Below are 14,826 nucleotides of genomic sequence, written 5' to 3'. Positions count from 1 at the left end.
CAGCGACGGCGTCGCCTGCACCACCGACGCACCCACCCGGGCCAACTCACCCGCCAACAAACCCGGATCGGCGACCATCTCGTGCGGGGCCACCACCACCCGGGCACCCGACACCAACGGCAGCCACAACTCCAGACCGGAAATGTCGAAGCCCAGCGTCGTCACCGCGAGCAGCACATCGTCAGGGTTCAGACCCGGCCGCTCCCCCATCGCCGACAAGAAACCGACCAGGTTCCGCTGACCGACCAGCACACCCTTCGGCCGACCCGTCGACCCCGAGGTGTACAGCACATACGCCAACCCGTCGGGATCCACCGCACCTTCCGGAGCCGACGACGGCAAGGCGGAAACAGCCGCACCCGTACCCGGATCGTCCAGCCACACGGCAGTCTCCACCGGCAGCCCGCCGGCCACCGACCGGTGTCCCACCAGGACCGAACAACCGCTGTCGGCCAGCATGAACTCCAGCCGCTCCGCCGGGAACTCCGGGTCGAGGGGTAGATACGCGCCGCCGGCCTGCCACACCGCCAGCACCGCCACCACCATGTCGACACCGCGCTCCACACACAGCCCCACCACCGACTCCGGCCCCACCCCCACACCCTGCAGATAATGCGCCAGCCGATTCGCCCGAGCCATCAACGCGCCGTACGACAACACGGAGTCACCCGAGACCACCGCGACCGCATCCGCGGTGCGCTCCGCCTGAGCAGCGATCAGCCCCTGCACCCCGGCCACCGACGGCAGCTGCACGGACGTGTCGTTCCACCCCCGCACCACCTGATCCCGCTCCACCGGCGACAGCACCGGCAGCTCACCCACACGCCGCCCCGCGTCCTCCGCCACCGCCTCCAAAACCGTCACCAAATGCCCGGCCAACCGCTCCACCGTCACGGCGTCCAGACGCGCGCGGTCGTACGACAGCTTGATCCTGAGGTCCCTGCCGTAGCCGGCGGTGATGTGGAGGGGGTAGTTGACCTGCTCCCGGCCGTAGTTGAAGCCGGCTTGGAGGCCGCTCGCCGCTGATGTCTCCCGGCCCTCCGCGAGGGTGTGGTCGGGGTAGTTCTCGAAGACGAAGAGAGTGTCGAACAGGGCCTGTCCGGGTGGGAGTTCGCTGCTCTCGTTGATCGTGACCAGTGGCGAGTGCTCGTAGGCGCGGCCGCGCACCTGCTCGTCCTGCACTTCCGTCAGCCAGTCGACCACCGTGCGTTCGCGGTCGACGTGGATACGGACCGGGGTGGTGTTGATCAGCAGTCCGACCATGTCGTCCATGCCGTCGATCTGACCGCCTCGGCCGGAGGAGGTCACTCCGAAGACCACGTCGTCGGAGCCGGCGTACAAGGACAGGACCAGAGCCCAGGCACCCTGCACCACGGTGTTGACCGTGAGCCGGTGGCGACGGGCGAACTCCGCCAGACCGTTCGCGGCGGACGCGGACGGCACGGAGACCTCATGGTCGTCGCGTCCGCTATCGCCGGTGGCTTGTTCGACGCCCAGTGTCGTGGTCTCGGTGATGCCCGCCAGGCGCTCGCGCCAGTACTCGCGAGCCGCGTCCAGGTCCTGGTCCGCCACCCACGCGGCGAAGTCCCGGAAGGGCGCCCGTGCGGCGAGGCGTGGTTCGGCACCCGCGCGGAGGGCGTTGTAGGCCTCCAGCATCTCGCCCAGGACGATGGGCATACTCCACCCGTCGAGGAGGAGGTGGTGGTAGCTCCACACGAGCTGGTGCCGGTCGTCGGCCAGCCTGATCAGTGTCAGCCGGACCAGTGTGGGGGCCGAGAAGTCCGCGCCCTTGTGCCAGTCCTCGGCGAGGTGGTCAGCGACCGCCCGCTTCTGGGCGTCCGCCCGCAGCTGGGAGAAGTCCAGGACGGTCAGGGGCAGCGGGACGGAGCGGGAGACCACGGCCAGCGGCTCCGGTACGCCCTCCCACACGACCGTGCTGCGCAGCACCTCGTGCCGCGAGAAGGCCAGCCCGCAGGCCCGCTTCAGCGCGTCGAGGTCGAGGTCGCCCTCCAGCAGCAGTCCGTTCTGCACCCAGTACATTCCGGGGTCGTCGGACAGCCGGGTGTGGAAGAGCATGCCCTGCTGCAGGGCGGTCAGCGGGTAGATGTCCTCCACCGCGGCCGGCAGCTGTTCCTCGATGTGGTCGAGGCCGGCCTGGTCGAGGGCGGCCAGGGGGAAGTCGGACGGGGTGTGGCCGCCGACCTCGGGACGGCAGCAGTACGCGATCAGCTCGGTCAGGATCTCGATGTAGCGCTGCGCCAGCCGCCGTACCGTCTCCTGCTCGTGCACCTCACCGCCGTACGTCCAGGTCATTTCCAGAGCGCCGCCCGCGACGCGGCAGTTGACGTCGATGAGGTGGGCGCGGTCGCCCTCGGTCGACCAGGGGCGGCCGAGTGATCCGCGGCCGGGGCGGAAGCGCCGTGTGTCCTCGGTCGCCTCCCGGTCGGGGCCCTGGTCGCCGGACTGGCCGAGGTAGTTGAAGCTGACCTCGGCGCCCGGGCCCGGTGCGGGCGTCCAGTCGGTCAGGTACCGCAGCAGGCCGTAGCCGAGGCCCTTGCGCGGCACCGCCCGCAGGTACTCCTTGGTGCGCCGGAGCAGGTCGCCCGGATCACCGTCTCCCGCGCTCGACAGCGCCACCGGGTGCACGCTGGTGAACCAGCCCACGGTCCGTGACACGTCGATGTCGGCACCGACCTCCTCACGGCCGTGGCCTTCGACATCCACGACCACCGACGGCGTCCCGGACCACTCGGTGAGCACCGCACCGAGCGCACTGAGCAGCACGTCGTTGATCTGTGTGCGGAACGCCTGCGGCACCTCACGCAGCAACCGCTGCGTGTGTTCCGTCCCGAGGGTGGTCACGACGTCCTGGGCTGCGGCCACGGTGTTGGGTCCGGAGGTGTCGCGGGGCAGGGCCGTTGCCTGGGCTTCGGTCTCGTGCCAGTACTCCGCCTCCGCCGCGATCTCCGGTGTGCCGGCCAGCTCCTCCAGCCGCTGGGCCCACCGCACGAAGGACGTCGTCTTCGGCGGCAGGACCGTCTGTGCGCCTTCGGCTGCCTGCTCGTATGCCGAGGCAAGGTCCTCCAGGAGCACCGGCCAGGACACCGCGTCGACCACCAGGTGGTGCGCCACCACCAGGACCAGGCGGCCCAGTTCGCGGCAGTCGAACAGTGCCACCCGGATCAGCGGGCCACGGGTCAGGTCCAGGCTCGCCTGGACCTGGGTGGCCAGCGTCTCCAAGGACTCGGCGTCGGCGTCGATCACCGACACCACGTCGGCCGCTTCCGCCGCTACGACACGGCCGGTCCAGGTTCCGTCCCGGCGCTCGAACCGTGACCGCAGGACGTCGTGCTGTTCCAGCACCGCGCGGGCCGCGGTGCGCAGCACCTCGGCGTCCACCTCGCCGGCGACCTCCCAGACGGCCGACTGGTTGAAGTGCCCGGCCTCCGGCAACTCCTGTTCCAGGAACCACCGTTGGATCGGGGTGAGCGGGAACTCACCTGCCACGACTCCCTGGTCGGCGTCGGCGCCGCTCTCCCCCGTCGCCACGGAGGCCAGTCCCGCCACCGTCTGGTGGTCGAACAGCTGCGCCGCGGTGACGTGGACGCCGTGCTCGCGGACGCGGGCGACGACGCGGATGCTGCTGATGGAGTCGCCGCCGAGGTCGAAGAAGTTGTCGTCGACTCCGACGCGTTCGACACCGAGCACCTCCGCCCACGCCTCGGCGACGAAGCGTTCCACGTCGGTGCGAGGCGCGACGTAGGTGTGGGCGGAGTCGGTGCGGGCCGCGTCCGGTTCGGGGAGGGCGGCGCGGTCGATCTTCCCGCTGCGGGTCATCGGCATCCCGGCCATCTCGGTGAAGACCGCCGGGATCATGAACTTGGGCAGGTGGTCGGCGACATGGGCGCGCAGCTCGGCCACGGGCGGCATGCCCTCGGCCATGTCCGCGGGGACCAGGTAGGCGACGAGCTTGCGGTCCGTTCCGCTGCCGTGCGCGGTGACGACCGCCGTCCTGACACCCGGGTGGTCGGCGAGGACGGTCTCGATCTCGCCGGGTTCGATGCGGAAGCCGCGCACCTTGACCTGGTTGTCGGCGCGACCGACGAACTCCAGTTGGCCGTCGGGCAGTCGGCGGGCCCGGTCGCCCGAGCGGTACATGCGCGAGCCGTCGGCTGCGAACGGGTCGGCGACGAAGCGTTCCGCGCTCAGCGCGCCGCGGCCGCCGTAGCCGCGGGTCACTCCGGCACCGGCGATGTAGAGCTCGCCGGCCACACCGATCGGGGCCGGGTTGAGGCACGCGTCGAGGATGTGGACGCGTTCGTTGAACAGGGCGGTACCGATCGGCGGGGTGCCGTCGGCCACGACCTCACCGGCGGTGCTGGCGATGGTGGTCTCGGTGGGGCCGTAGACATTGAGCAGCCGCAGGCGTTCGCGCCAGACGGCGGTGAGCCGCGCCTCGACGCGTTCGCCGCCCACCAACACCGTCGCGAGGTCGGGGAGTTCGTCGGGCGGAAGCACCTCCAGCAGGGAGGGGGTCATGAAGGACAGGGTCACCGCGGTGCGCCGCATGAGAGTGGCGAGGCGTTCCGGCGGGGTGCGGTCCTGGCGTTCGGCCACGACCAGGGTGGCGCCGGTGGGCAGCGCCATCACCACCTCCCAGACCGAGGCGTCGAAGCTGAAGGAGGCGAAGGCGAGGACGCGGTCGCCGGGGCCGGCGTGCAGCAGTGGCCGCATCGCCTCGGCGAGCGTCGTCACGCCCCGGTGGGGCACATGGACGCCCTTGGGGCGGCCGGTGGAGCCGGAGGTGTAGATGACGTAGGCGAGCTGGTCGGGCAGGACCATCACGGGCGGGGCGGTGTCGGGGAGGGTGGCGAGCTCGGCCCGGGTGTTCTCATCGTCCAGCCACAGCACGGCCTGGGGTGCCGCCTGCGCGGCGAGGCCGGCGGCCACCGCCTCGTGCCCGACCAGCACCGACGCTCCGCTGTCGGTCATCATGAACTGGAGGCGTTCCAGCGGGTAGGCCGGGTCCAGGGGCAGGTATCCGGCGCCGGCCTGCCAGGCGGCGAGTGCGGCGACGGCCATGTCCGCGTCGCGGTCCAGGCACAGGGCCACGACTGATTCGTGGCCGACTCCCAGCGTCCGCAGCCGGTGGGCGAGGCGGTTCGCCCGCCGTGTCAGCGCGCCATAGGTGAGGGCCCGCCCGCCGGTCACGACGGCCACCGCGTCGGGGGTCGCGGCCGCCTGGGCGGTGATGAGTTCGTGCAGGCCGCCGGTGGCGGGCAGGTCGACCGCGGTGTCGTTCCACTCGTGCACGAGCAGCTCGCGCTCGGCCGGCGGCAGCAGCCGGAGCTCGCCGACGGGCTGGTCCGCGTCGGCGGCGACGGCGGTGAGGAGGGCCGTCAGGTGCCCGGTCATCCGCTCGGCGGTCGTCGCGTCGAACAGCGCGGTGCTGAACTGCAGTTCACCGGTGAGGGTGCCGCCGGCGTCCGCCAGGGTCAGGACCAGATCGGCCTTGACCGGGATGCGCTCCGGGTCCACCGGCGCGATCCCCGGGTCCGGCGGCGCGGGCTCCGACTCCTCGGGTGCCGGCACGCTGTCGCCGGGCTCGCCGGGCACGTAGCTGAACATGACGTCGTAGAGCGGGGTGCGGGAGCGGTCCCGCTCCGGGACGAGGGCGTCGACGAGGCGGTCGAACGGCAGGTCCTGGTGACCGTAGGCGTCCAGCGCCGTCTGCCGTACCCGGCCGAGGAGTTCGGCGAAGGACGGGTCGCCCGACAGGTCGGTGCGCAGCACGAGCGTGTTGACGAAGAACCCGATCAGGTCCTCGGCCTCGGCGAGGGAGCGGTTGGCGACGGGGGTGCCGACGGCGACGTCGTCGGTGTCGCCGTAGCGGGCCAGCAGTACGTCGAAGGCGGCCATGAGGGTCATGAACATGGTGGTGCCGTGCTCGCGCGACAGCGTCCGCAGGGCCCGCGTGGTGCGGTGGTCCACGGTGAACCGGGTGACCGCGCCCTCCGTCGAGCGTACCGGCGGACGGGGCCGGTCGGTGGGCAGCTCCAGAACCGGCGCCCTGTCCAACTGGGAGGTCCAGTAGTCGAGATGACGGTCGAGGACGTCACCGGTCAGCCACCGGCGCTGCCAGACCGCGACATCGGCGTACTGCACGGGCAGCGGCGGCAACGGGTCGGCCTCGCCCCCGCGGAACGCCTCGTACAGGGCGGACAGGTCGCGGCGCAGGATCCGGTCCGACCACTCGTCGAAGACGACATGGTGCAGGGCGAGGGCGAGCACGTGGTCGTCCGGTGCGAGGCGGACGAGGGTGGCGCGGACCAACGGACCGTGGGCCAGGTCGAAGGGCGTCAGGCCGTCCTTGCCCACGGTGCGGTCGGCCTCGCCGCGCGGGTCGATGCTGCCGGAGACGTCCACCACCGGAAGGGGCACGGGCGCGGGCGGGTCGACTACCTGGTGGGCCACTCCGTCGGCGCCCGCGACCAGACGGGTGCGCAGCACTTCGTGGCGGGCGACGACGGCGTCGAGGGCCGCGCCGAGGGCGTGGAGGTCGAGGTCGCCGGTGAGGTGCACACGGGCCGACATGTTGTACTCGGGCGAGCCGGGCTCCAGTTGGTCCAGGAACCACAGGCGCTGCTGGCCGAAGGACAGGGGCAGGTCGTCGGCGCGGTCGACGGGCCTGACCGCGGGCCCGGCCGACAGTCCGGAGCCGTCGATCACCGCGGCCAGACCGCGTACCGTCGGCTGGTCGAACAGGGCGGAGAGCGGGACCTCCACGGAGAAGATCTCCCGGACACGGGAGACGACCTGGATGGCCAGCAAGGAGTGCCCGCCCAGGGCGAAGAAGCCGTCCTGCGCGCCGACCCGGTCCACGCCGAGGACCTGCGCCCAGACGCCGGCGAGGAGTTCCTCGGTTTCCGTGGCGGGGGCGACGTACGCGCTGGCCCGCCCGGCCCGGATCCCCTCGGGCTCGGGCAGGGCGCCGCGGTCCGTCTTGCCGCTCGGGGTCAGCGGCAGCGAGGCCAGTTCCACGAACAGCGACGGGACCATGTACTCAGGGAGCCGCTCGCCCGCGAAGGCACGCAGCTCCGCGGCGGACGGGATGCCCTCGGCGGGGTCGGCCGGCACGAGGTGGGCGACCAGGCGCCGTTCGGGGCCGTCACCGAACGCGGAGACGACCGCCGTCCGGACCGCCGGGTGGGCGGCGAGCGCGGCCTCGGCCTCTGCCGGTTCGATGCGGTGGCCACGCACCTTCAGCTGGTCGTCCGTGCGGCCGAGGAACTCCAGCCGCCCGTCCTGGAGCCGTCGGACCCGGTCGCCCGACCGGTACAGCCGGGAGCCGTCCTGTGCGAAGGGGTCGGCCACGAACCGCTCCGCGCTCAGCGCCGGCCGTCCGCCGTAGCCGCGTGCGACCTGCGGGCCGCCGATGAACAGCTCACCGGCGACGCCCACCGGCACCGGCCGCAGGGACGTGTCCAGCACGTGGACCCGGGTGTTGACGATCGGGCCGCCGATGGGCGGGGTGCCGTCCGGTCCTGTGCCCTCGGTGTCGGCGACGGTCGCGCACACCGTGGTCTCGGTCGGCCCGTACGCGTTGAACAGCCGGTGGTGTTCCCGCCAGGCGGCGGCGAGCCGCCCGTCCAGGCGTTCACCGGCCGTGACGAGGGTGCGGATGCCCGCCAGATCGCCCGGGCGCAGAGCGTCCAGGAGGGAGGGCGGCACGGTCGCCACACTGACCGCGGTCCGGGCGACCAGCGCCGACAGCCGTCCGGGGTCGACGCGTTCCGGCGTCCGGGCCACGACCAGGGTGGCGCCCGCCGTCAGCGCCATGACCAGTTCCCACACCGAGGCGTCGAAGCTGAACGGCGCGAAGGCGAGCACGGTGTCGTCGGGGCCGGTCCCGAGGGCCGCCCGCTGCGCCGTGGCCAGGCCTACGAGCCCGCGGTGGGACAGGTGGGCGCCCTTGGGGCGGCCGGTGGAGCCGGAGGTGTAGATGACGTAGGCGAGCTGGTCGGGCAGGGCCTTCACGGGCGGGGCGGTGTCGGGGAGGGTGGCGAGCTCGGCCCGGGTGTTCTCATCGTCCAGCCACAGCACGGCCTCGGGTGCCGCCTGCGCGACGAGGCCGGCGGCCACCGCCTCATGCCCGACCAGCACCGACGCTCCGCTGTCCGTGAGCATGAACCGCAGCCGCTCGGCCGGGTAGTCCGGGTCGAGCGGCAGGTACGCCGCCTCCGCCTGCCACACCGCCAGTACGGCCACCACGAGATCGGCTCCGCGCTCCAGGCACAGGGCGACCACGGACTCGGCGCCGACGCCCATCGCCCGCAGCCGGTGCGCCAGTCGGGCCGCGCGCCGCGCCAGCCCGTCGTACGTGAGGGACGTGTCCCCTGCTACGACGGCGACGGCGTCCGGGGTCGACACGGTCCGCGCGGCGACCAGCTCGTGCGCTCCGGCGACGTCGGGCAGCGGCGCGCGGGTGTCGTTCCAGGCGTGGACGAGCAGGTCACGTTCGGCCGCCGTCAGCAACGGCAGGTCGCCTACCGTGCCGTCCGGGTCGGTGGCGATCGCCTCCAGGACGGTGCCGAGGTGGCCCGCCATCCGGGAGATGGTTCCCTCGTCGAAGTGGGCGCGGTCGTAGGACAGCCGCACGACGAGTTCGCGTGCGGACGAGGCGATCACGCCCAGGGGGTAGTTGGACTGGTCACGCCCGTAGTTGGCACCCGCCCGCAGCGCGTCGTCCTCGGCGTATGCCTGCCCGCCGCCCTCGACCAGCGCCTGGTCGGGGTAGTTCTCGAAGGCGAAGACGGTGGTGAACAGCGCCTCGCCGGGCGGTAGTTGGCTCGTCTCGGTGATCGTCACCAGCGGGGTGTGCTCGTACTGCCGGGCCTGCACCTGCTCGTCCTGCAGCCGGGCCAGCCACTGGGCCACCGGCATGCCCCGGTCGACGCGGACACGGACCGGGGTGGTGCTGATCAGCAGTCCGACCATGTCGTCCATGCCGTCGACCTGGCCGCCCCTGCCGGACGACGTCGCACCGAACACCACGTCGTCGGAGCCCGCGTACAGCGCCATGACGAGCGACCACGCGCCCTGCACGACGGTGTTCAGCGTCATCCGGTGCCGGCGCGCGAACTCCGCCAGGCGGGACTCGGCTGCCGGCGCCGACAGCGGAACCCGGTACTCGTCACGCCCTTGGAGTCCGGTGGCGCGCTCCACGCCCAGCACGGTCGCCTCGGTGACACCGGCCAGCCGCTCGCGCCAGTACTCCCGGGCCTGCTCGCCGTCCTGTCCGTTCACCCAGGCCACGAAGTCCCGGAACGGAGCGCGCGCCGGAAGCCGCGGCCGGTCTCCCGCGCGCAGGGCCCGGTAGGCGTCCAGCACCTCCGACAGCACGATCGGCACACTCCACCCGTCGAGCAGCAGGTGATGGTGGCTCCACACCATCTGGTGCCGGTCGTCGGCCAGCCGGATCACCGCGATCCGCACCAGCGTGGGCTCCGAGAAGTCCGCCCCCCGCTCCCAGTCGGCCTCCAGGTGCTCGGCGACGGCATGCCGCTGGGCCTCCTCGTCCAGGTGCGCGAGATCGACCAGGCTCAAGGGCAACGGGACGGACCGGGAGACCACGGCCAGCGGCCGGGGCAGCCCCTCCCACACGACCTTCGTACGCAGCACCTCGTGCCGCGAGAACACCAGCTCCCAGGCCTCCCTCAGCGCGCCGAGGTCCAGTTCTCCCTCAAGGAGGAGGCCGTTCTGCGCCCAGTACATGCCGGGTTCGGTGGCCAGGTGGGTGTGGAAGAGCATGCCCTGCTGTACGGCGGTCAGGGGGTGAACGTCCTCGACCGCGGTCGACAGCTGCGCCTCGATACGGTCGAGGCCGGCCTGGTCGAGACGGGCCAGCGGGAAGTCCGACGGGGTGTGCCCGCCGACCCCCGGACGGCAGCAGTACGCGATCAGCTCGGTCAGCACCTCGATGTAGCGCTGCGCCAGCCGCCGTACCGTCTCCTCCTCGTGCACGTCCCGGCTGTACGTCCACTCCAGCGCGAGGCGGCCGTCGACGATCTGTCCGTTGACCTCGACGAGGTGGGTACGGGTGCCCTCGGTGGCCCGGGACTCGCCGAGCGACCGACCCGAAGGACGGAAACCGCGAGGCCGATCCGATCCGGCCGGGTCGGTGCGCGGGCCGGACTGGCCGAGGTAGTTGAAGCTGACCTCCGCACCCGGACCGGACGCGGGGGCCCAGTCGCTCAGATACCGCAGGAGGCCGTAGCCCAGGCCCTTGCGGGGCACCGCCCGCAGATACTCCTTCGTCCCCCGCAGCAGATCACCCAGATCACCGTCCCCCGGGCCCGACAGCACCACCGGATACACACTCGTGAACCAGCCCACCGTCCGCGACACATCGACGTCGGCGCCGACATCCTCACGACCGTGGCCCTCGACGTCCACGACCACCGACGGCGCCGCGCACCACTCGGTGAGCACCGCTCCCAGCGCACTGAGCAGTACGTCGTTGATCTGCGTACGGAACGCCTGCGGCACCTCACGCAGCAACCGCTCCGTCAGCGCGGAGTTCAGCGTCGCCCGCACGTTGCGCACAGAGGCGTTCCGGTTCGGGCCGCCGTGGTCACGTGGCAGAGCGGTGCCGGCCGCCTCGGTACGACGCCAGTACGCGGCCTCCTCCGCCAGCTCCGGGGTCGCGGCCAGCTCCGCCAGGCGCTCCGCCCAGCGCATGAAGGACGTCGTCTTCGCCGGCAGCGCGACCGCCTGCCCGGCGGCCGCCTGCTCATACGCCGACGTCAGATCCTCCAGCAGCACCGGCCAGGACACCGCGTCCACGACCAGGTGATGCACCGCGAGAAGCAACAGACCGCCCCGCTCACCACGCTCGAAGAGCGCCGCACGCACCAACGGCCCTTCACCCAGGTCGAGGCTCGCCTGCACCTGCGTGGCCCGGGCATCGAGGAACGCCTCGTCCTCCCCGACCGCGTCGACCGTCATGAGCAGGTCTGCGTCCTCCGCAGCCACTGTGCGACCGACCCACCGCCCGGCCTCGCGCAGGAAACGGGACCGCAGGACGTCGTGCTGCTCGACAAGGGCGTGCAGGGCGACCCGCAGCACCTCCGGATCGACCTCGTCGGAGACGTCGAGGACCATCGACTGGTTGAAGTGCCACGGCTCGGACTGCTCACCGTCGAGGTACGCTCTCTGCACGGGCGTGAGCGGGAAGTCGCCCACGATCAGGCCCTGTTCGGCGTCGGCGGTGTTCTCGGCGGCTGCGACGGCCGCCAGTCCGGCCACCGTCTGGTGGGCGAAGAGCTGGGCCACGGTGACATGGACCCCGAGCTCACGGGCACGGGCCACGACACGGATGCTGATGATGGAATCGCCGCCCACGTCGAAGAAGTTGTCCTCGACACCGACCCGCTCCAACCCCAGCACCTGAGCCCACACCCCGGCCAGGACCCGCTCCGTATCCGTACGCGGAGCCACATACACACCCACCGATGCCACACGCTCACCATCAGGGGCGGGCAGGGCAGCCCGATCAAGCTTGCCGTTCGGAGTGAGGGGCAGCGCCGCCAGCTCGGTGAAGACGGACGGAATCATGAAAGCCGGCAGATGAGCACCCGCGTACGTCCGAAGATCCGTCACCGACGGAACACCCTCCGCCACGTCCTCAGGAACGAGATAGGCCGCGAGCCGGCGGTCCTCCTCGTCACCGAAGGGAAGCACGACGGCGGTACGGACCTGGGGGTGCGTGCTGAGGACGGCTTCGATCTCGCCGGGTTCGATACGGAAGCCACGCACCTTGACCTGGTGATCCGCCCGGCCTACGAAGTCCAGCTGCCCGTCGGGAAGCCAGCGGGCCCGGTCACCGGAGCGGTACATGCGCGAACCGTCCGCCATGAAGGGGTCGGGAAGGAAACGCTCACCGGTCAGGGCCGGACGGCCGGCATAGCCACGGGCCACCTGCGGCCCGGCGATGAACACCTCACCCGCCACACCCACCGGGACGGGCGCCAGCCGGTCGTCGAGCACATACAGGCGGGCGTTGGCCACCGGCGAGCCGATCGGCGGCACACCTTCTGCGCCCTCGACCGCACCTGCCGTGACCATGACGGTCGCTTCGGTCGGGCCGTAGGTGTTCACGAGACGACGGCCGGGCGACCACGCCCTGGCGACCTGCTCCGTCAGCCGCTCCGCACCCAGCAACAACGTCTCGACACCGGACACCTGCCCGGGGTCCAAGACACCCAACAACGACGGCACCACACTCGCCGCACCCACACCCTGCGCACGAACCAGCGCCGTCAGAACCTCGGGCTCCGCCCGCTCCCCCGCACTCGCCACCACCAGCGTGCCACCGTGCGCAAGCGTCACCGCGATGTCCAGCACGGCCGCGTCGAAGCTGAAGGAGGCGAACTGCAACACACGAACCCCAGGATCCACACCGAGCTCGGGACCCAGCGCGGTCACCATGCCCACCACACTGCCGTGGGAGACCTGCACACCCTTGGGGCGGCCCGTCGAACCCGACGTATAGATCACATACGCCAACTGCGCTGGTTCTACGGCGACTTCGGGAGCCGTCGACGGCAGCGGCCCGATCCCTGCGAGATCACCTTCGCGGAGCACGACCTGCGCCCGGCTGTCGGCGACCATGAACTCCAGCCGATCCGCCGGATACTCAGGGTCCAGCGGCAGATACGTACCGCCCGCCAGCCACACCCCCAGCACCGCCACGACCATGTCGACACCGCGCGGCAGACACAGCCCCACCACCGACTCCGCACCCACACCACGAGCACGCAACTCATGGGCGAGCCCGCTGGCCTTTCCCACCAGTCCGCCGTACGTCAGCACCCGACCGCCGGACACCACCGCCACCGCGTCCGGGCAGACCACGGCCCAAGCGGTGATCAGCTCGTGCACTCCACCCACTGTCGGCAGAGAGGCAGGAGCACCGTTCCCACCACGCACCAGCTGCTCACGCTCGTCGGCGGGGATGACGGGCAGCTCACCCACCGGACGTTGCCCGGCATCCTCCGCCACTGCCTCCAGCACGGTGACGAGGTGCCTTCCCAGCCTCTCCACCGTCCCGGCGTCGAACCGTGACCGGTCGTACGACAGCTTGATCATGAGGTGGCGACCGGAGCCGGCGGTCACGCTGAGCGGGTAACTCGCCTGCTGACGTACGTGTTTGAGGCCGGTGGCAAGACCGTTCGCGGCGGAGAGTTCCCTGCCCTGTGCCAGGGTCTCGTCCGGGTAGTTCTCGAAGACGAAGAGGGTGTCGAACAGGGACTGCCCGGACGGGACCTCGCTCCAGGCCGTGATCGTCGCGAGCGGTGTGTGCTCGTAGCGCCGGGCCCTGACCTGTTCCTCCTGCAGTCCGGTCAGCCAGTCGGCCACCGGTTGGTCACGGTCGACGTGGATCCGTACGGGCGTGGTGTTGAGCAGCAGGCCGACCATGTCGTCCATGCCGTCGATCTGACCGCCGCGGCCGGACGACGTCGCGCCGAAGACTACGTCGTCGGAGCCCGCGTGCAGCGCCAGAACCAGGGCCCAGGCGCCCTGCACCACGGTGTTCAGGGTGAGCCGGTGGCGCCGGGCGAACTCCGCCAGGCCGGCCCCCGCCACCGAGGCGGGCAGATCCAAGTGGACGTCCTTCTGGCCCTGTTCGCCCGTGTCCCGTTCGGCTCCGGGTGACGTGGGCTCGGTGAAGCCTGCCAGCCGTTCGCTCCAGTAGGCGCGGGCCTCGTCGAGATCGTGTGCGGCCACCCACCCCACGAAGTCCCGGAACGGAGCGCGTGCCGTCAGGTGTGGTCGTTCGCCCGCGCGGAAGGCGTTGTACGCCTCCAGCATCTCGCCCAGCACGATGGGCACACTCCACCCGTCGAGGAGGAGGTGGTGGTAGCTCCAGACGAGCTGGTGCCGGTCGTCGGCCAGCCTGATCAGGGTCAGCCGAACCAGTGTGGGGGCCGCGAAGTCCGCACCCTTCTGCCAGTCCTCGGCGAGGTGGTCCTGGACCGCCCGCTCCTGGGCGTCCGCCGGCAGCTCGGAGAAGTCCAGGACGGTCAGGGGCAGCGGGACGGAGCGGGAGACCACGGCCAGCGGCTCGGGCACGCCGTCCCACACGACCGTGCTGCGCAGCACCTCGTGCCGCGAGATCACGAGTTCCCAGGCCCGCTTGAGTGCGTCGAGGTCCAGGTCACCGTCGAGGACGAGTCCGTTCTGCACCCAGTACATTCCGGGGTCGTCGGACAGTTGGGAGTGGAAGAGCATGCCCTGCTGCAACGCCGTCAGCGGGTAGACGTCGTCGATCACCGTCGTGGCGCGTCGTGTGACGGCGTCCACCGCGGTCTGGTCGAGACGGGCCAGCGGGAAGTCGGATGGGGTGTGTCCGCCGACCTCGGGATGGCAGCAGTACGCGATCAGCTCGGTCAGCGCCTCGATGTAGCGCTGCGCCAGCCGCCGTACCGTCTCTTCCTCGTGCACCTCACCGCCGTACGTCCACACCATGTCCAGGCGGCCATCAGCGATCTGGCAGTTGACTTCGATGAGGTGGGGGCGCTCCCCTCGGGACGACTGGGCCGCTCCGAGTGAGCGGCCGGTGGGACGGAATCGCCGGGTGTCTCCGGCTGCCTCGCTGTCGGGGCCTGGTCCGCCGGACTGGCCGAGGTAGTTGAAGCTGACCTCCGCACCCGGACCGGACGCGGGAGTCCACTCGCCCAGATACCGCAACAGCCCGTAGCCCAGGCCCTTGCGCGGCACCGCCCGCAGATACTCCTTCGTCCCCCGCAGCAGATCACCCAGACC

1 protein-coding gene is annotated in these 14,826 nt (G+C 71.5%); it reads right to left on the bottom strand.

Translation table 11 applies throughout. The features are described 5' to 3' along the window. Positions 1 to 14,826, bottom strand: a 14,826-nt coding sequence (locus AQI94_RS42035; RefSeq protein ID WP_062230351.1) for a non-ribosomal peptide synthetase, incomplete at both ends; no start/stop codon positions are given.

Source organism: Streptomyces pseudovenezuelae (assembly GCF_001513955.1).
GTDB lineage: Bacteria > Actinomycetota > Actinomycetes > Streptomycetales > Streptomycetaceae > Streptomyces > Streptomyces pseudovenezuelae.
The sequence above is the reverse complement of the archived record's forward strand: the minus strand, read 5'-3'. Positions and strand labels throughout refer to the sequence as shown.